The 18,711-nt window shown below is 63.3% G+C and carries 19 protein-coding genes; 9 read left to right on the forward strand and 10 right to left on the reverse strand.

Annotation, left to right across the window (positions count from 1 at the left end; translation table 11 throughout):
• The first annotated feature begins 135 nt into the window (after positions 1–135).
• Complete coding sequence (locus AC3RCG_RS26990; RefSeq protein ID WP_492402114.1) at positions 136–1,056, forward strand: AraC family transcriptional regulator; 921 nt, start codon at positions 136–138, stop codon at positions 1,054–1,056.
• 35 nt (positions 1,057–1,091) lie between these two features.
• Here the strand turns inward: AC3RCG_RS26990 and AC3RCG_RS26995 are convergent, their stop codons facing one another.
• The 4 genes from AC3RCG_RS26995 to AC3RCG_RS27010 all read right to left on the reverse strand — a co-directional run bounded on the left by AC3RCG_RS26995 (position 1,092) and on the right by AC3RCG_RS27010 (position 3,796).
• Positions 1,092–1,253, reverse strand: a complete 162-nt coding sequence (locus AC3RCG_RS26995; protein ID WP_162995789.1) for a hypothetical protein — start codon at positions 1,251–1,253, stop codon at positions 1,092–1,094.
• A gap of 64 nt (positions 1,254–1,317) precedes the next feature.
• Positions 1,318–1,599 (reverse strand): hypothetical protein, encoded by a 282-nt coding sequence (locus AC3RCG_RS27000; protein WP_070220612.1) that lies wholly within the window; start codon positions 1,597–1,599, stop codon positions 1,318–1,320.
• Between the two features lie 8 nt (positions 1,600–1,607).
• The gene (gene feoB, locus AC3RCG_RS27005; protein WP_492402113.1) at positions 1,608–3,509 is read right to left on the reverse strand and encodes a ferrous iron transporter B; all 1,902 of its coding nucleotides are present in this window, start codon (positions 3,507–3,509) and stop codon (positions 1,608–1,610) included.
• A 2-nt stretch (positions 3,510–3,511) separates the two neighbouring features.
• Positions 3,512–3,796, reverse strand: coding sequence for a FeoA family protein (locus AC3RCG_RS27010; RefSeq protein ID WP_070220616.1), 285 nt, complete (start codon positions 3,794–3,796; stop codon positions 3,512–3,514).
• A 405-nt stretch (positions 3,797–4,201) separates the two neighbouring features.
• On the opposite strand from AC3RCG_RS27010, the gene AC3RCG_RS27015 reads away from it, so the two are divergent.
• The gene (locus tag AC3RCG_RS27015; protein WP_034745611.1) at positions 4,202–4,417 is read left to right on the forward strand and encodes a (2Fe-2S)-binding protein; all 216 of its coding nucleotides are present in this window, start codon (positions 4,202–4,204) and stop codon (positions 4,415–4,417) included.
• A gap of 17 nt (positions 4,418–4,434) precedes the next feature.
• Positions 4,435–5,136 carry an energy transducer TonB gene (locus AC3RCG_RS27020; RefSeq protein ID WP_070220769.1) on the forward strand — a complete coding sequence of 234 codons (702 nt, stop codon included), beginning with the start codon at positions 4,435–4,437 and terminating at the stop codon, positions 5,134–5,136.
• A gap of 220 nt (positions 5,137–5,356) precedes the next feature.
• On the opposite strand, the gene AC3RCG_RS27025 is transcribed toward AC3RCG_RS27020, so the two are convergent.
• On the reverse strand, positions 5,357–6,037 hold the full coding sequence (locus tag AC3RCG_RS27025; protein WP_035822772.1) for a Fe2+-dependent dioxygenase: 681 nt from the start codon (positions 6,035–6,037) through the stop codon (positions 5,357–5,359).
• Positions 6,038–6,460: 423 nt separating this feature from the next.
• Between AC3RCG_RS27025 and bfr the strand changes: the two genes are divergently transcribed.
• Entirely contained in the window at positions 6,461–6,937 is a 477-nt protein-coding gene (gene bfr, locus AC3RCG_RS27030) for a bacterioferritin (RefSeq protein WP_034745609.1), read from the forward strand.
• A 55-nt stretch (positions 6,938–6,992) separates the two neighbouring features.
• Here the strand turns inward: bfr and AC3RCG_RS27035 are convergent, their stop codons facing one another.
• From AC3RCG_RS27035 to AC3RCG_RS27055, 5 genes are all read right to left on the reverse strand, one after another.
• Positions 6,993–8,321, reverse strand: coding sequence for an MFS transporter (locus AC3RCG_RS27035; protein WP_070311504.1), 1,329 nt, complete (start codon positions 8,319–8,321; stop codon positions 6,993–6,995).
• Positions 8,318–10,192 (reverse strand): alpha-amylase family glycosyl hydrolase, encoded by a 1,875-nt coding sequence (locus AC3RCG_RS27040; RefSeq protein WP_227742061.1) that lies wholly within the window; start codon positions 10,190–10,192, stop codon positions 8,318–8,320. Before AC3RCG_RS27040 ends, AC3RCG_RS27035 begins: the two co-directional genes overlap by 4 nt.
• Before the next feature lie 15 nt (positions 10,193–10,207).
• On the reverse strand, positions 10,208–12,502 hold the full coding sequence (locus AC3RCG_RS27045; protein ID WP_492402111.1) for a TonB-dependent receptor: 2,295 nt from the start codon (positions 12,500–12,502) through the stop codon (positions 10,208–10,210).
• Between the two features lie 309 nt (positions 12,503–12,811).
• On the reverse strand, positions 12,812–13,840 hold the full coding sequence (locus AC3RCG_RS27050; protein WP_070220621.1) for a LacI family DNA-binding transcriptional regulator: 1,029 nt from the start codon (positions 13,838–13,840) through the stop codon (positions 12,812–12,814).
• A 7-nt stretch (positions 13,841–13,847) separates the two neighbouring features.
• Positions 13,848–14,462, reverse strand: a complete 615-nt coding sequence (locus tag AC3RCG_RS27055; protein WP_492402110.1) for a glutathione S-transferase N-terminal domain-containing protein — start codon at positions 14,460–14,462, stop codon at positions 13,848–13,850.
• Between the two features lie 277 nt (positions 14,463–14,739).
• Between AC3RCG_RS27055 and purB the strand changes: the two genes are divergently transcribed.
• The 5 genes from purB to AC3RCG_RS27080 all read left to right on the forward strand — a co-directional run bounded on the left by purB (position 14,740) and on the right by AC3RCG_RS27080 (position 18,577).
• Positions 14,740–16,119 carry an adenylosuccinate lyase gene (purB, locus tag AC3RCG_RS27060; protein WP_070220631.1) on the forward strand — a complete coding sequence of 460 codons (1,380 nt, stop codon included), beginning with the start codon at positions 14,740–14,742 and terminating at the stop codon, positions 16,117–16,119.
• 185 nt (positions 16,120–16,304) lie between these two features.
• The gene (locus AC3RCG_RS27065; protein ID WP_070220633.1) at positions 16,305–16,829 is read left to right on the forward strand and encodes a cytochrome b; all 525 of its coding nucleotides are present in this window, start codon (positions 16,305–16,307) and stop codon (positions 16,827–16,829) included.
• Positions 16,830–16,873: 44 nt separating this feature from the next.
• Positions 16,874–17,428 carry a YceI family protein gene (locus AC3RCG_RS27070; RefSeq protein ID WP_070290826.1) on the forward strand — a complete coding sequence of 185 codons (555 nt, stop codon included), beginning with the start codon at positions 16,874–16,876 and terminating at the stop codon, positions 17,426–17,428.
• 139 nt (positions 17,429–17,567) lie between these two features.
• The gene (locus AC3RCG_RS27075) at positions 17,568–18,143 is read left to right on the forward strand and encodes a YceI family protein (protein ID WP_492402108.1); all 576 of its coding nucleotides are present in this window, start codon (positions 17,568–17,570) and stop codon (positions 18,141–18,143) included.
• Positions 18,144–18,307: 164 nt separating this feature from the next.
• The gene (locus AC3RCG_RS27080; RefSeq protein WP_034778894.1) at positions 18,308–18,577 is read left to right on the forward strand and encodes a GlsB/YeaQ/YmgE family stress response membrane protein; all 270 of its coding nucleotides are present in this window, start codon (positions 18,308–18,310) and stop codon (positions 18,575–18,577) included.
• The last annotated feature ends 134 nt before the right edge of the window (positions 18,578–18,711 follow it).

An 18,711-nucleotide genomic window follows, 5' to 3' on the forward strand; every position in this document is an offset into this window, starting at 1 on the left:
GTCCATGGGATCGGCCTTTGCAAGTGGCGCCAGTCCGAATGGCTGGCGAGATGGATATGTTGCGCGCAAAGAACTGGACTGTGAATGGCGTAAAATCTTCAATACTATCGCCATCGTCCAGAATTGCCCCCCATCATGGATTTGCTCTCCGATGTACTTTCGCTGTTTGATACGCGCAGTTCCTATTTTGCCGGTCTGAAGGCGGGCGGCGAGTGGGCCATCGACTTTCCGCCGCCGGACGGCATCAAGTTCAACGCCGTGATAGAAGGCGGTTGCTGGCTGACGGTCGCGGGCATCGACGCTCCCGTGCAGCTGCAGACGGGCGACTGCTTCCTGCTGGCGCCGGGGCGCGCGTTCACCCTGGCCAGCACACCCGGCTTGCCGGCCGCGCCGGCGCTGGACGTGTACCGGCACGCGCAGCACGGCGTGGCCCGCCACGGCGCGCCGCAGCACGATTTTTTTCTCATCGGCGGACGCTTCAGCTTTGGCGACGAAGCGGCCATCCTGCTCGACTGCCTGCCGCCGCTGCTGCACGTGCGCGGCGATACGGACCAGGCCAGCGTGCTGCACTGGGCCTTGCAACGCCTGGCGCAGGAACTACAGGCGACGGCGCCCGGCGCGGCGCTGATGACGCGCCACCTGGGCCACATGATGCTGCTGCAGATGCTGCGCCAGTATCTGGCAGCGCAGGCCTCGCACCCGGCAGGCTGGCTGTTCGCGCTGGCCGATCCCCGGCTGCGCGCGGCCATCGAGGCCATGCATGCGCAACCGGCCCACCGCTGGACCTTGGCGCAGCTGGCCGCCGTCGCGGGCCAGTCGCGCTCCGCCTTTGCCGTGCATTTCAAGAACAGGGCGGGCGTGACGCCGCTCGACTACCTGCTGCGCTGGCGCATGCGCCTGGCCACGCGGCGCCTGAAGGACAGCGGTGCGCCCATCGCCGCGATCGCGCAGGCGCTGGGCTACGATTCCGACAGCGCCTTCAGCCACGCCTTCAAACGCGTCATGGCCTGCTCGCCGCGCCAGTACCGGCTGCGCCACGCGGGCGCGCAGGCGTAAAAAAACCCGCGGTGGCGGGTTTGAACAATACAGGCTCAGCGCGCCGCGACGGGTGGCAGGGCCGCCACCGCCAGCAAGGCAAAGGGTGCGAGGACCAGGCCGATGCCGAACCAGAGTCCCCCGTGGCGGCCGCGCCGGCTGGCCAGCAGCCAGGTAGCGATCGCAAACAAAAACATGAAGATCAACAGTATCGCCATTGCCACTCCTTGCCATGCGGAAAGCCCAGTGTAGCCCACGGGCACGCCCGTGACCAGACGTACATCAATCCTGGCGCTGCACCTGCATCAGGATCACGCGCTTGCTGCTGCCGTCGGCCGGCGGCGTGGCGGACGGTGGCGGCGGACTGTCGCAGGAGCCGCAGGAACCGCAGCCGCTGCCGCAGCCCGGCGCCACCTTGAAGAAGGTCGACATCTTCGCCTCATCGAGGCCGCAGCGCACCAGGCCGCGCACGATGGCGCGGCGCACGCCCGCCGGCAGGTACTTGGTCGAAAAATGCAGCAGCGCGGCTGCGACGATCAGGGCGACGATGAGGGTTTGCCACATGGTTTCTCCTAAGCGCCCAGCAACAGGGCGACGCGGTACGTGATGAACGAGGCGGCATACGCGAGGGCGAACATATAGCCGGCCATCAGCAGCGGATAGCGCCAGCCGCCCGTTTCGCGTTTCACCACGGAGAGGGTCGACAGGCACTGCGGCGCGAACACATACCAGGCCAGCAATGACAATGCAGTGGCCATCGACCACGAATGGGCGATCAGCGGTTCCAGGGTGGACGCCAGCGCGTCGCCCGTTTGCGACAGCGCATACACGGTGCCCAGGGCACCGACGGCCACTTCGCGCGCCGCCATGCCCGGCACCAGCGCGATGCAGATCTGCCAGTTGAAGCCGATGGGCGCGAAGATCACTTCCAGACCGCGGCCCAGGATACCGGCCAGGCTGTAATAGATGGGCGGGTGGATCGCGTTGTCCGGCGCGCCGGGGAAGGTGCTGAGGAACCACAGGATGATCATCAGGCTCAGGATGATGGTACCGACGCGCGTGAGGAAGATCTTCGCGCGCTCCCACAGGCTGACGGCCAGGTTGCGCAGATGCGGCCAGTGGTACGCGGGCAGTTCCAGCAGCAGCGGCTGGTTGCCGCGCACGCCCATGCTGCGCTTCATGACCCAGGCCACGGCCATGGCCGAGATGATGCCGGCGAAGTACAGCACGAACAGCACCAGGCCTTGCAGGCTCAGATAGCCCCATACCTGGCGCTGGGGAATGAAGGCGGCGATGATCAGCGCATACACGGGCAGGCGCGCCGAGCACGTCATCAGCGGCGCGATCATGATGGTAACGAGGCGGTCGCGCGGATTCTGGATGGTGCGCGCCGCCATCACGCCGGGGATGGCGCAGGCAAAGCTCGACAGCAGCGGGATGAAGGCGCGGCCCGACAGGCCCACGCCGCCCATCAGGCGGTCCAGCAAAAAGGCCGCGCGCGGCAGGTAGCCGCAGTCTTCCAGGCTCAGGATGAAGAAGAACAGGATCAGGATTTGCGGCAGGAACACCAGCACGCTGCCGACGCCGCCGATGATGCCTTCGACCAGCAGGCTTTTCAGGTGGCCATCGGGCATGTTCGCCGTCAGCAGGGCGCCCAGGTGGCCCACGCCGTCCGTGATCATTTCCATCGGCGTGGCAGCCCAGGCAAACACGGCCTGAAAGATCAGGAACATCAGCACGGCCAGGATGATGGGGCCGAAGACGGGATGCAGCACCACGTCGTCGATCTTTTCCGTCAGGTTGCCGCTGTCGCGCGTGTCGTTGCTGACGGCGGCCAGGATGCGGCGCACTTCGCGCTGCGTTTCTTCGACGGTCACGGCGTCGATGGCCGCCAGCGGTTTCGCCTCCACCACCGGCAGCGGCAGCATGGCGTCGATGGCATCCAACAAGGCTTTTTCGCCATCGTGCTGCACCGCGACGGTTTCCACCACGGGCATGCCCAGTTCCTGCGACAGCCTGGCCGTGTCGATCAGCATGCCGCGCTTGCGCGCCACGTCTGTCATGTTCAGCGCCAGCAGCATGGGCAGGCCCAGGCGCTTAACTTCCAGCACCAGGCGCAGGTTCAGGCGCAAATTGGTGGCATCGACGACGCAGATGATGGCGTCCGGTCGTGGATCGCCGCGGCGCAGCCCGCCCACCACGTCGCGCGTGATAGCTTCGTCTGGCGTGGTGGCCGACAGGCTGTAGGCGCCCGGCAAATCGAGCACGCGCACGGGCTTGCCGCTTGGCGACGTGAAATGGCCTTCCTTGCGCTCGATGGTCACGCCGGCGTAGTTCGCCACTTTCTGGCGCGCGCCCGTCAAACGGTTGAACAGGGCCGTCTTGCCGCAGTTCGGATTGCCCAGCAAGGCGATTTGTGGCTGGTGCGGCGGCTTGTGCGCGCCCGCTTCCACGATAGTTTCTACGGCACCCATATTTATTCCGGTTGAAGCAGCGGTTGAATCGTGATCAGCGCCGCTTCGAAGCGGCGCAGTGCGAACGTGGCATTGCCGACCTTGATGGCCAGCGGATCGCCGCCAGGAATACCGCGCTTGAGCATGCGGATTCGTTCGCCGGGAACGAATCCCAGCTCCATCAACCGGCGGACGAGGTCGACGCCGTCTTCCGTCTGTCCTGCCGCGTTGGGCGTGATATGCAACACCGTGCCGCTCTGGCCGACTGCCAGCGCGTCGAGCGTCATCAGGGGTGGAACTAGAGTCATGAGCAAATTCCGTTCAAATTAAGAACACCGGGGACAGACTGCTGCGCCTGGCGCATGCCCTGATGTTGTGAGGTAAAACGCAACTGTTGCGCATTACCGACAAGCGGCCTTTCAATGTGTCCAGACGGCGACCGTCCGAGACAATACCAGCATTATAAACATGAATGCGAATTGTTTTTATTTAGCCCGGAGAGCCGCCCCTGCCAAGGGCTGCGCCATGCGCGCAAAGCGCAGATCAAGCTGCCGCGCCAGGCCGCCAACTGCCGCACACTTGATCAAAATCGCTTGCATTGTCCTGCACTTTGCGCGACAATGAAACGTAATGATAATGATTCTCATTAAAACACTAGCAACAATGCTTTCAAGCACTAGTGTGTGTTCATCCTCCAGCCAGAAGGTGTATCAATGATTGTATGTGTCTGCAACAACATATCTGATCGTGAAATCCGTCAAGCCGTCGATCTTGGCCTGTCCAGCATGGCCGAACTGCGCCGCGACTTGGGCGTGGCCACCTGCTGCGGCAAATGCCACACCTGCGCGCGGGAAGTGCTGAACGATCACCTGAACGCCACCGTGGCGCTGCAAGAAACCGTATTGATGCGAGCTGTACTGACAAACTAAAGAAAGCGATGAACGCCATGACGATGATGCCCCCGCCCGTAACGGTGCAGGCCGTGCAGCAATTTGCCGACTTCGACAAGAAGCGCAACAAATTCGCGCCGCTGATGGCCATCGTCGTCCTGCATATCGCCGGCTTTTACGCCATCCAGAGCGGCCTGCTGAGCCGCGTCGTCACGGCGGCCATGCCGACCATCACCACCATCAGCATCATCGCCCCGCCGGCGCCACCGAAACCGCCGGCGCCGTCCGTACCGAAAACCGTGGAACTGAGCGCGCCCGTGCCGCGCGCCGTGATCCCGCCGCTGCCGCTGATCGCCGTGGCGCCGAGCGAGCCGACGATCACGCCGCCGCAGCCGACGCGCGCCGAAGCGGCGCCCGTCGCCACCGCCGCGCCGACGGCGCCAGCCGCACCGTCGCCGACGCCACCGGCACCAGCGACGCCGCGCACCGTCAGCAGCGTCGAATACATCAAGGCGCCGCAGCTGATCTATCCGAATCTGTCGCGCCGCCTGGGCGAAAGCGGCACCGTGGTGCTGCGCATCCTGATCAATGAAAAGGGCTTGCCCGAGCAAATCCTGATCCAGAAATCGACCGGCTACACGAACCTCGATGAAGCAGGCCGCCAGGCCGCGCAGCGCGCGCTGTTCAAGCCGATGATCGAAAACGGCAAACCCGTCCCCGTGTACGTGCTTGTCCCCCTGACCTTCCAGCTGAGCTAGCCTTCCTGCGGCCCTAGTGCCGCTGCCAGCCCGCAAGCATCGCACCCTGTGCCCTGCTTGCTTTTTTGCGCCCGTTTTTAGTCAAGCGATTTGCTTGTTTCAGTCTGCCAGCCTACATCCCCGGGCCAGGCAGACTTTTTTTTGCCCGCTATGGGGTCAGACCCTCAACACCGCCAACGCAAGGTTCAGCGCCAACTTCACCGGGGGTCTGACCCCAGCCTTACATCTCCGCCCACATGCGCAGCAGATTGTGATAATGCCCCGTCAGTCCCACGGTGGCCGGCGAATCGCCGTGTTCTGCGCGCACGCTCTGGATGTTCTGATCGAGCTCGAACAGCATGCTGCGCTTCCAGTCCTCGCGCACCATGCTTTGCGTCCACAGGAAAGAGCAGATGCGCTCGCCGCTGGTGACGGGCAGCACCTGATGCACGCTGCTCGACGGATACACGATCACGTCGCCGGCCGGCAGTTTCACTTCATGCGTGCCATACGCATCGACCACCACCAGCTCGCCGCCCTCGTACTCGTCCGGCTCGCTCAAGAACACGGTCGACGAGACGTCGGCGCGCATCGACTGCATGCCGTTTTTCGGCGTGCGGATGGCGCCGTCGATATGCAGCCCATAGTGCTCGCCGCCCGCATAGCTGTTGAAGAAGGGCGGCAGGATGCGCAGCGGCAGCACGGCGGCAAAGAACAGGGGATTGGCCATCAGCGCGCGGCTGACGATCTCGCCCAGCTCCAGCGCCAGCGGCGACCCTTCGGCCAGCTGGCGGTTGCGCTTGACTTGCGCGCCTTGCGCCCCGACGCTGGCGCGCCCGTCGACCCAGTCCGTCTGCGCCAGGCGCTGGCGAAACTGCGTCACCTGTTCCGGCGTCAGCACGCCGGGTATATGCAGCATCATCTTGCTATCCTTTTTTCAGTAAATATCGCTGCCTGATTATCGCATCGCCGGCAGCGGCCAAGAAGCCACAAAAGCAAGAATGGCCCAACATTTCCCGCCTGTTCAGCGCGGTCAGGCACGCGATCCGGCAGCGCCAAAAGCGGGCCAGAAACGCGAATGAGAATGGCCTTCATTTTCCTTAACAAATAAAAAACGGCGCAAGTGGGCAATCCACTTGAGAATGGGTTTTATTCGCACGATATTTACGTTAAAAAGACGGAAAAATGCCGTTTAGCACCGAAAACCGCCCATATTTTGCGCTATCATGCGGGCATAGCGAAACCGGCAACCTGCGCGCCACCAGGCAGCCCTGCGCCACCCGGCCGTGAACGCCAGCAGCCTGCGGTTTCATCATCGAACGCGACACAGAACAAAGGAAATGCCATGAAGGGCGATAAAGAAGTCATCCGCATGCTCAATGCACAGCTCACCAACGAACTGTCGGCCATCAACCAATACTTCCTGCATGCGCGCATGTACAAGCACTGGGGCCTGGAAAAGCTGGGCAAGAAGGAATACGAAGAATCGATCGGCGAAATGAAACACGCCGACAAGCTGATCGACCGCATCCTGATGCTCGACGGCCTGCCGAACCTGCAAGCGCTGCACAAGCTGCTGATCGGCGAGAACACGCCGGAAATGCTGGAATGCGACCTGAAGCTGGAACGCGCCGCGCACGCCACCGTCAAGGAAGGCATCGCCATCAGCGAAAAAGCGGGCGACTACGTCTCGCGCGACCTGTTCCTGATGATCCTGGAAGACACGGAAGAGCATATCGACTGGCTCGAAACGCAGATCGACCTGATCGCCAAGGTCGGCATTCAGAATTACCTGCAAAGTCAGATGGCGATTGAGGAGTAATTGCTCTTCGAGGCAGATAAAAAAACCGGCAGAGCCGGTTTTTTTACGTCCGTCCTCAAGTCTTTGTGGCCTGCGGCGGGCGCAGCTTGACGAACAGCACCGCCACCGCCGCGCACAGCAGCAGGGCGCCGGCCAGCCGGATGACGTTCTCCGGATTGCCGCCCAGCCAGCTGCGGTAATACAGGGGCAAGGTGAATATCTGGATGATCATCGGAATGACGATGAACATATTAAAAATGCCCATGTAGACGCCCGTACGCTCGGGCGGAATGCAGCCGGCCAGCATGATGTAGGGATTGCCCATGATGCTGGCCCAGGCCAGGCCCACGCCCAGCATGGGCAGCAACAGCAGCGCCGGACTGTGGATCAGCGGGATGCTCAGCATGCCCACGCCGGCCGCGCACAGGCACAGGCTGTGCATGCGCTTGGGGCCGAAGCGGCGCGTGAACGGCACCAGCGCAAAGGCGGCGACAAAGGCCACGAAATTGTAGAAGGCGCCCACCTGCCCGTTCAGCAGGCCCGCGTCGCGAAAGCCTTGCGACGCGGGGTCCGTCGTGTGAAACAGGGTCGCCGACAGCGACAGGGCAATGTACTGCCAGTAGCAGAACATGGCGTACCACTGGAACAGATTGACGAGGGCCAGCTGCTTCATCGTCGGCGGCATGTCGCGCAGGGCCGCGCCGATATCGGCCAGCGTGTGGCGCCAGCCCGGCGGGCGGCTGCGGATGGCCGCCAGTTCGGCGGCCGTAAGCGGATTTTCCGGCGTCGTCTTCAGGGTCCACAGCACCGAGGCGAGCGAGAACACGGCGCCGATCAGGAAGGCGGCGATGACGATGTGCGGAATATGGCTGCCATTGACGGCATCCTTGTTCATGCCCAGCATGACCAGCAGCGACGGCGTCAGATAGGCCAGCGTTTGCCCCAGCCCCGTAAACGCGCTTTGCGTGAGAAAACCCAGCGAATGCTGCTTCTTGTCGAGCTTGTCGCTGACAAAGGCGCGGTACGGCTCCATCGTCACATTGTTGGCCGCATCGAGTATCCACAGCAGGCTGGCGGCCATCCACAGGGTGGGACTGAACGGCATGGCCAGCAGGCCCAGGCTGCACAGGATGGCGCCGATCAGAAAATAGGGCGTGCGGCGTCCCCAGCGCGTCACCGTGCGGTCGCTCATCGCGCCGATCAGCGGTTGCACGAGCAGCCCCGTCATGGGTCCGGCCAGCCACAGGTACGGCAGGCTCGCCTCATCGGCGCCCAGGTATTTATAGATGGGGCTCATGCTGCTTTGCTGCAGCCCAAAACTGAACTGGATGCCGAAAAATCCGACGTTCATGTTGACGATCTGCCAGAACGACAGATGCGGACGGTGCGCGCTGGCGTCGCTCATGCTGGCTCCCGATCTTGCTCCCGCTCCAGCCACAGCATATGCCATGGCTGCAGGCCTACCGTGCCGGCCAGCACGCTGCCATCGAGGCTGTTGCGCCATTCGCCCGCGGGCAAAGTGAAACGCTGGCTGGCCCCGCTGAAGTTGCTCAGGTTGAGAAATCCGTCGCCGCGCAGCAGCGCCAGCACGGCCGGCGTGTCGGCGCACAGCACGCTGCGCGGCGCGGCGGCGGCCAGGGCCGGCAAGCGCCCGCGTACGTCGATCAGCTGGCGCAGCGCCAGGTACAGCCGGCCGCTGGCGCTCACGCCATCGTGGCGCCATGCCAGCAGGCTGTCGTCGAACGCGGGACGCTGCAGCCAGCGGCTGTCCATCGCCCTGTCGGCCCGCTGCGTGTAGCTGCGATCGTTTGTCATGCCCAGTTCATCGCCCATGTACAGCACGGGCAAGGCGCCAAAGCTCAATGCCAGGCCATGCAGCAGCAGCAGGCGCCGCAACGCGTATTCCTGCTCCTGCACCGTGACGGCGCTTTCCAGTCCGGCCAGCGAGGCGGCCATGCCGTTGCTGCCATGCGCCTTGTCGGCGCTGCTGCTCTGGAAGGCGGCGCCGCGCGCATAGCTGCCGGTGGCGCCGGCAAAGAACTGCGCGATGCGCGCCAGGCGCGCCGGCCCGTTCGCGCTCGCCTCATTGAGCAGCACGTTCCAGCCGATGTCGTCGTGGCAGCGCACATAACTGAGCCAGCTTGCGGCCGGCGGCAGCGGCGGCGTGGCGGCGATCACCTGCTGCAGCAAGTCCGTGCTTTCCTCCGCCAGCGCGCCCCAGCCGGCGGCCATCAGGCTGCTGTGATAGGCGATATGGCACTCGGGCGCCGCATCGCTGCCAAAGTAGGCGGGCAGCTTGGGCGTGGGCACGATGGCTTCGGCCTTGAGCAGCACACCGGGCGCGACGATGGCGGCAAGCGCCCGCAGGGCTTGCAGCAGGCTGTGGGCTTCGGGCTGGTTCATGCAGTCCGTGCCGTCGCGCTTCCACAGGAAGGCCGTCGAATCGAGGCGGAACACTTCGATGCCCTTGTTGGCCAGGCCCAGCATGGCGCCGGCCATGGCCGCGAAGACGGCCGGATTGGCGTAGTTCAAATCCCACTGGTAGGGATAGAACGTGGTCCAGACCCAGCGCTGCAGCTCCGGCACGAATGTAAAATTACCGGGCGCCGCCTGTGGAAAGACCTGGCCCACGGTGCGCTCGTAGCGGTCCGGCTGCACGCGGTCGGGATAGGTGTGGAAAAAATCGCACAGCAGCGGGTCGCCCGCCTTGGCGCCCAGCGCCCACGCATGGTCGTCGGCCACATGATTGAGGATCAGGTCCGAGCACAGGCTGATGCCGGCCGCGCGCAGTTGCGCCGTCAATGTCAGCAAGTCGGCATTGCTGCCCAGGGCGGGGTCGACTTCCTCGAAGCTGGCGACGGCAAAACCGCCATCGCTTTCGCCGGCCCGCGCACGCAAGAACGGCAGCAGGTGCAGATACGTCACGCCCAGTTCGCGCAGGTGGCCGATGCGCGCCGCCACGCCCTGCAGGTTGCCGCCGAAGCGCTGCACGTAGGCGCTGTAGCCCAGCATGGACTGGCTGGCAAACCAGTCCGGCTGTTCTTCGCGCTGCGCATCCTGGCGCAGCAGCGCCGGCGCGCGCGCCGCATACAGCCGCCCCACGCTTTCCATCAGATCGCCCAGCCAGGGCAGGAAATCAGGCCGCTGGCCATACAGGCTGCCCAGGCGGTCGAGCAAGACCGCCTCCTGGCGCGCATAGCGGCGCGCCGCATCGGCGCGCAAGTGCGTGGGGAGCGGCGCCAGCAGGCGCGCCAGGGGGCTGCGTATCGACATCATGAATCCTATCCTTGCTTAAAATGCGTATTTCAGGCTGACCTTGACGGCGCGCCCGGTGATCGAGCGGGCCGCATGGCCATCGCCCTCGACTTCCGTATAGCCGATCTTGTTGAGCAGATTGTTCGCCGTCAGCGCCACCTGCATTTGCGGCGTAAGCTGGTAATTGACGAAGGCGTTGAGCACCTGGTAGGCGGGCAAGGTGATCGTGTGCGCATCGTCGCCCCATGACTTGCCCGTGCCGACCAGGCTCGCGCCCAGGGTGGCGGCTCCCCATTCATAGGTGGGCGCGATCTGGTACACGACGCGCGCCTGGCGCCGCGGCGTATTGCCGATCAGCGCCACGTCGGCCGCCGCCGTGCCCGTGATCTCGGCATCCGTGAACGTCAGGCCGCCATTGATGCGAAAGTCGCCGGCGCTGTAGGCCGCTTCCAGTTCCACGCCCTTCGCTTCATAGCTGTTGGCCGTGCGCAGCTGGGTGGTCGCTTCGTAATTGCTTTCCCTGGTCTTGGCCTGGAATACGGTGACAAAGGTGCTCAGGGGACCCTGGCGCCATTTCACGCCGCCTTCGAGCTGGCGCACGGTGTTGATGGCCACCGGCACGCTGCCATCCAACGGCGTGCCGAACAGGATGCGGTCGGCATTGAAAGCCACGCCTTCGCTGACGCGGGCAAACACGGCCAGGCTGGCTTGCAGCTTGTAGTTCGCGCCCAGCGAGTACGACGTGTGGCCCAGGGTGTAGTCGACCTGCTGCACCGTCGACGGCAGATAGGCTTGCGCGCCGGTGGCGATATTGGCCGTGCCGCTGGCATGCTGGCGGTCTCGCCGCAGGCCGCCGTCGAGGTTCAGCGCGCCGCTTTCCCAGGCCAGATTCAGGTAGGGCGAGGTCGTGCGGTACTCCATGTCGACGGCGCGCGAACAGCAGGCGCCGAAGGCCGGGCCGATGTAGCCGGGCGTGCTGCTGGCCGTTTGCAGCAGCGCCGGCTGGTCGCCCGTGGCCTGCATCAGGTATTCATTGAAGTTCCAGGTCAGGCCCAGCTTTTGCTGCGACAGGTACAGGCCGGCCGTGGTGGTCAGCTTGCCGCTGTCGAGCACGAACGTCCTGGCCAGCTTGGTATCGCTCAGAGTATTGCTGGCGTCGTCGATCGAGGTATTGAACACCACGGCGGAAAACGCGCGGCCCGTGTAGGGCTTGCCCTGGTTCGGGCCGCTGGCAAACACATAGCTGCCGTCGCTGCCGTTATTCGACGGGAACACGCCGATGAAGCGCCCCGAATTGTCGGCGTAGCGGAAGTTTTCGCTCACGCTCCAGCCCTGCCCCAGCTTGAACGATGCCTCCAGGCCCACGGTATCGCTTTTGACGTGCAAGCCGTCGTTGACGCGGGTGGCCACGCGCTGGTTATCCTTGTTCAGCACCATGTCGGGCACCCAGTACGGCGAATAGAAGCTGGCCTTGCGCGGATCGATGCCGGCGATTTCCCCGATGCGGCCATCGCGCACGCTGACCGGCACCGGCAAGGCCGTGGGCGACTGGTCGTCGAGGTGCTTGAACGACAGGCGCACAAAGCCGCTGTCGAATTCATGCGTGACATTGCCGCGGATCTGACCGCCCTTTTCGCTGTTGACGCCGCTGTGGCGGATGCCTTCGCCCGTGCGCCAGGAGCCGCCGATGAAGAAGCGCGTGCGCTCCGACACCGGCGCGCCATAATCGAAGTCGACCCTCGTCTGGTCGTAGCCCAGGCCGCGGCTGATGGCCACGCTGCCGCCCTTCTCCTTGCCGTTCTTGCTGATGAAATTGATGATGCCGCCCGGCGAATTGGTGGCCAGGGTGGAGGCCGAACCGCCGCGCACCACTTCCAGGTGGTCGAGCGTGGAATCGATCTTGACGAAGCTGTCGGGCGTGGTGAAGTTGAAGTCGCCGAACTGCAGCACGGGCAAGCCGTCTTCCTGGATCTGCACATAGCGCGCGCCGCCGGCGGAAATGGGCAGGCCGCGCACGGTGATGTTGGCATTGCCTTCGCCGCCCGAGGACTCGGCCCGCAAGCCCGGCACCGAGCGCAGGACTTCGGCGGCGCTGGTCGGTGCATTGTGCAGGATGGTGTCGAGTTCCATGCTGCTGACGGAATTGCTCGATTTCATTTTGGACGTGCCGCCGGTGGTGCCCGTGACCACGATGCGTTCCAGGTTCAGGCCATCGGCAGTGGCGGCGCTGGCGATGTCGCTTGCCGATTGCGCCTGGGCGGCGCCCAGTTGCAGCATGGCCAGGGCGACGGCTGCGGCCATGCCGCCGCGTTGAGCAGTACGTGTCTTCATCTTGTCTCCAGTGTTGTATGCCGATACGTCGAGGTATCGGCTTGTTATGAGTCCTGGCTGCCGCATGCCGTGGCGCGCTGCCTGGGCCGGTACGTCATTATTCAACGAATAAGAATTTATTGCAATCGATTGCAATCTAGCGCTGCAACATGGGAATGTTGTTGTTTTTAAGAGAAAACTACGGGCGACACAGAGGGAATAACGCAGGATCGGACGTGAATCCAGCGTTTTTCATGCTGCGGCGCAGCATGAAAATAAAAGAGGAAATTAGAAATTATTGCAATCGGTTGCAATCACTTGCGGCACGCTTCAGCGGCCCGAGGCGCGTACGATCAGCTCAGTTGGCAATTGGCGGGATGGCGCAGGCGCGCCGTCGACCAGCGCCAGCAGCGAAGCCACCAGCGCGCGCCCGGCGGTGCGGATCGGCTGGCGCACGGTGGTCAGCGGCGGATGGAAATACGCGGCCAGTTCGATATCGTCGTAGCCGACCACGGCCACCTGTTCCGGTACGGCCACGCCGCGCGCGCGCAGGGCGTTGATGGCGCTCATGGCCAGCAAGTCGCTGCAGGCAAAGATGGCGTCGAACGGCAACTGGCGGTCCAGCAGTTCCTGCACGTCCGTCGCGCCGCCCTGCGGCAGGAAGGAGCCGGCCACGTACAGTTGCGGGTCGGGCGCCAGCCCTTGCGCGGCCAGCGCCTGCGCATAGCCCTGGTGGCGCTGCGCCACTTCGGGCAGCTTGGCGTCGCCAAAGAAGGCGATGCGCCGGCGCCCCGCCGCCAGCAAGTGTTCCGTGGCCAGTCTGCCGCCGGCGACGTTATCGCCGCCGACGGTGCAATACAGCTGCTGCGGCAATTGCGCGCCCCACACGACGATGGGCACCTGGCGCGCGGCCAGCTGGTTCAGTTGTTCATGGTGGCGCCACTGGCCGATCAGGATGATGCCGATCACGCGGCCGCTATCGAAGGACTGGGCCGCCGCGTCGAGCGTTTCGGCATCGACGCGTGAAATGAGCATATCGAAGCCCTGCTCCGTCAGCGCATCGGCCAGGCTGCCCAGCATGCTGAGGAAAAAAGGATCGGACAGGTGCTGGCGCGTGGCAGCGTCATACGGCACCACCACGCCCACCGTGCGGTTCTGTTTCAGGCGCAGGTTTTGCGCGCCGATATTGATGGAATACTTGAGCGAACGGGCCAGCGCGATGACGCGCGCGCGCGTCTCTTCATTGACCAGCGAACTGCCGCTTAGCGCGCGCGACACGGTCGACGTGGACACGCCGGCCAGGCGTGCGATATCGGCCATCTGCAGGCGTTGCTGCGCCTTCGAGTCGGAACCGGTCATCGTGCGCTCACTGCGGCGCGGTGTCCTTGAACGATGGGCGCTCGGACAGTTTGTCGAACAGGCGCGCCAGCGCCGGGTGATCCGCGCGCCAGTCGATTTCCGGGAAGCGGAAGCTGAGCCAGCCCAGGGTACAACCCACGGCCACGTCGGCCAGGGTGTAGTTCTTGCCGGCGCAATACGCGCTCTCGCCCAGGCGCGCCTCGAGCGCCGCCAGGCCCAGCGTGACTTTGTCCAGCTGGCGCTCTATCCAGGCGGCGCTTTGCTGCTCGGGCGGGCGCTGCGTGCGCTCCAGGCGCACCAGCACGCCCGCGTCGAGGATGCCGTCGGCCAGCGCTTCCCAGTTCTTGATATCGGCCCGTTCGCGGCCATTGCCGCCGGCCGGCAGCAGTTTACAGACGGGCGTGAGCGTGTCGAGGTATTCGACGATGACTTTCGAGTCGATCAAGGTGCTGCCATCTTCCATCACCAGGCAGGGCACCTTGCCCAGGGGATTGGCCTGGGCGATGCGGGTTTCCGGCACCCACACGTTTTCCAGCTCGAAGACATAGTCGAGCTTTTTTTCCGCCAGCACGATACGGGCTTTGCGGACATACGGGCTGGCGAGGGAACCGATCAGTTTCATAGCTACTTTAAGGTAAAGGATCAGCAAGCAGTATAGCATCGGCGGCAGCGGTGTTTGGCGGCACGCGCCCAGCCGTCTCCATGGTGTGGCAGGCATGCCGCATCGGGGCCGGATTCAGCCAAATTGCGGTGCGCCGGCGCCCGATGGACGGCTGGCCAGCGGCCAGCGGTGGTAAAATCGTCCTTTACTGTGGCGCCGTCAGTATTGCTGTATTGCAATAGCCCTGCCCTCCCCGCGCGCCACACGCCAACCGTTTCTTTAACTTGCGTCCGCTCTCATGACTTCTACTACTCCGTATTCCACGCTGTCGGCCCTGTCTCCGCTCGATGGCCGCTACGCCAGCAAGACCGATCTGCTGCGCCCGATCCTGTCCGAAGCCGGTTTCATGCACCACCGCGTGAAAGTGGAAATCTCCTGGCTGCAGGCGCTGTCGCAAGCCGGTTTCGCCGAAATCAAGCCGTTCTCGGCCGAAGCGAGCGCCCTGCTCGACAAGATGGCGGCCGACTTCTCGGAAGCCGACGCGGCTCGCATCAAGGCCATCGAAGCGGTCACCAACCATGACGTCAAGGCCGTCGAGTACTGGCTGAAGGAACAAGTGGCGGACGTGCCGGAACTGGTGGCGGCGTCGGAATTCATCCATTTCGCCTGCACCTCGGAAGACATCAACAACACCTCGCACGGCATGATGCTCAAGGCCGCGCGCGACGGCGTGATGCTACCGGCATTGAACGGCCTGGTAGCCAAGCTGACGCAGATCGCGCACGATAACGCCGATGTGCCGATGCTGTCGCGCACGCACGGCCAGACGGCCAGCCCGACCACCCTGGGCAAGGAATTCGCCAACGTCGTGGCCCGCCTGCAGCGCGCCGTGAAGCGCATCGCGCAAGTGGAAATCCTCGGCAAGATGAATGGCGCCGTCGGCAACTACAACGCCCACCTGTCGGCCTATCCCGGCTTCGACTGGCCCGCATTCTCGCAGGCCGTCATCGAACAGCGCCTGGGCCTGGTCTTCAACCCATACACGATCCAGATCGAACCGCACGACTACATGGCCGAACTGTTCGACGCCTTCGCGCGCGCCAACACGATCCTGCTGGACCTGAACCGCGACATCTGGACGTACGTCTCGCTGGGCTACTTCAAGCAGAAACTGAAAGCGGGCGAAATCGGCTCGTCGACGATGCCGCACAAGGTCAACCCCATCGACTTCGAAAACTCGGAAGGCAACCTGGGCCTGGCCAACGCCGTGCTCAAGCACCTGTCGGAAAAACTGCCCGTCTCGCGCATGCAGCGCGATTTGACCGATTCGACCGTGCTGCGCAACATTGGCGTGGGCCTCGGCTACACCTTGCTGGCGTATGACAGCTGCCTGCGCGGCCTGAACAAGCTGGAAGTGAACCACGCGCGCCTGGCGCAAGACCTGGACGCGACCTGGGAAGTGCTGGCCGAACCCGTACAAACCGTGATGCGCCGCTATGGCATCGAAAACCCGTACGAGCAGCTGAAAGAGCTGACGCGCGGCAAGGGCATCTCGAAGGAAGCGCTGCAAACCTTCGTCAATGGCCTGGCCATTCCGCAGGATGCCAAGGACGTGCTGCTGACCATGACGCCGGGCAACTACATCGGTATCGCGGCGCAATTGGCCAAAGCCATCTAAGCAGTTTTCACATGGGGATCGTCCGATCCCACTCCCGCGGGGCGGCCAGCACACAAATGCTGCCCGCCCCGCGGTTTTTCCGGCAATCTTTCTTGTAGAATCTCCAGCACGCAGCGCAATTTGATTTTCTTTGGTATATTAGGCCGAATTAGTCCTAATACGTACTACATTCAAGAAAGCCATCGATGCAACGCTACACCACCACCGCCATCATCCTGCACTGGCTGACCGCCCTGCTGATCATCAGCGCCTTCGTCATGGGCCTGGTCATGACGGATATTCCCGGCCTGACGCCCACCAAGCTCAAATATTTCTCCTGGCACAAATGGCTGGGCGTGACCGTGCTGGCCATCGCCGCCATCCGCCTGCTGTGGCGCAAGGCCAACGTGCCGCCGCCGCACCCGGCCAGCATGGTTGCCTGGCAAAAGAAGGCGGCCGACGCCATGCACGTGCTGCTGTACATCCTGATCTTCGCCGTACCCATCTCCGGTTACCTGTACACCCTGGCCGCCGGCGTGCCGGTGGTCTACCTGGGCCTGTTCCAGCTGCCCGTCCTCATGGCGCCGAATCCGGAACTTAAGCCGCTTTTAAAAGAGATTCATTATGTTCTGAACATGACGATGGCAGCCGCCGTGGCCGCCCATGTGCTGGCGGCGCTGAAGCACCAGTTCATCGACCGTGATGGCGTCCTCAAGCGCATGCTGCCCTGACATCGACGTCCCCTTGCTCACTGAAACTACAGGAAAAAAACAAGATGAAAACCACCCAACGCATCGTCCTCGCTTCCCTGCTGGGCCTGTCCGTGGCCGCCACCGCCGCCACCCTGCTGAAAGTCGACCCCGCCAAGACCAGCGTGTCGGCCGTGTTCAAGCAAATGAACGTGCCCGTGGAAGCGAAGTTCAAGAAATTCAATATCGCCATCGATTACAACCCGGCCACGCCGGATGCCTCGAAAGCGTCGGTGGAAATCGAGACCGCCAGCATCGATATCGGCGACCCCGAGTACAACAAGGAAGTGGCGAAGAAAGAATGGTTCAACTCGGCCCAGTTCCCGAAAGCCACCTTTGTCTCGAGCAGCATCAAGGCCGCCGGCGCGGGCAAGCTGACGGTCACCGGCAAGCTGAGCATCAAAGGCAAGACCACCGACGTGACCTTCCCCCTGGCGGTAAAAGCCGACGGCGGCAAATACGCGTTTGACGGCGCCCTGCCGATCAAGCGCCTGACCTACAACATCGGCGAAGGCGAGTGGAAAGACACGAGCATGGTTGCCGACGAGGTCACGATCAAATTCCACGTCGCTGCTCAGTAACACCTGAGAAAACGTCCATGGCTGCGTTGCTCTTGCCTCGTCGTACTATTCGTACTGCCTTCGGCAAGGCGCCTTGTCCTGAACGTTTTTCAGGCGTTACCAAAAACAACTCCACAACCTGTTCAACTTTAGGATCTGCATGAAACTTTCGCACTTGATGATCGCCGTGCTGGCAGCTGCTGGCGCGGGTTCGGCCATGGCCGCTACCGACACCTACAACCTCGACCCGACGCACACCTTCCCCAGCTTTGAAGCCGATCACATGGGCATGTCGGTGTGGCGCGGCAAGTTCAACAAGACCAAGGGGACGGTCGCCCTGGACCGCGTCGCCAAGACGGGCAGCCTGGACCTCGTCATCGATGCCGATTCGATCGATTTCGGTCTCGATGCCATGAACACGCACGCGAAAAAAGCGGACATGTTCAACGTCGAGAAATTTCCGCAAATCACCTACAAAAGTACCTCGCTCAAGTTCAACGGCGAGCAGTTGGTGGAAGTCGATGGCGAACTGACCTTGCTGGGCGTGACCAAGCCCGTCAAGCTGAATGTGAGCAAGTTCAAGTGCATCATGCACCCGCGCTACAAGCGCGAAGTGTGCGGCGCCGACGCCACGGCGGAATTCAAGCGCAGCGACTTTGGCTTGAACTACGGCATGCCGGCGTTCTCGCCGGAAGTCAAGCTGGCCATCCAGGTCGAAGCGATCAAGGCCGATTAAACACCGCCTTTCCGCAGGACAAGCCCGCCTCGCTGCCCGCAGCCAGGCGGGCTTTTGCATGCACGACGAGAATCCGCTGGACTTTTCTATCGTGCGGCATCACTATCGATTGGCATGATGTTGTTCTGACATGACACACCCACTTATCCACCGCGGAGGACCACATGAATTTCATTATCTGGATCGTTATTGGCGGCGTCATCGGCTGGCTGGCCAGCATGGTCATGAAAACCAATGCACAACAGGGCATCTTCCTCAATATCGTCGTCGGCATCGTTGGCGCCTTCCTGGGCGGCTGGCTGCTGGCGCCCCTGTTCGGCACGGGCACCATCAATAGCGACAATTTCAGTCTGGCTTCGCTGCTGGTCTCATTCCTCGGCGCCGTCATCCTGCTGGGCATCGTCAATCTTTTACGCCGCGGCAAAATACGCTAAGCAGGCAAACAGCTGCGCATCAGCAAGTGGCCGGGCCGCGCAAGCGCCCGGCCATTTTTCATTGCCGCTAGGACACGTATGGACAATACCACAGCGGCCGCACGGAAAAATGCGCGTTGGCGGCCGGTTCCTGC

The organism is Janthinobacterium sp. GW823-FHT01H08 (assembly GCF_058797855.1).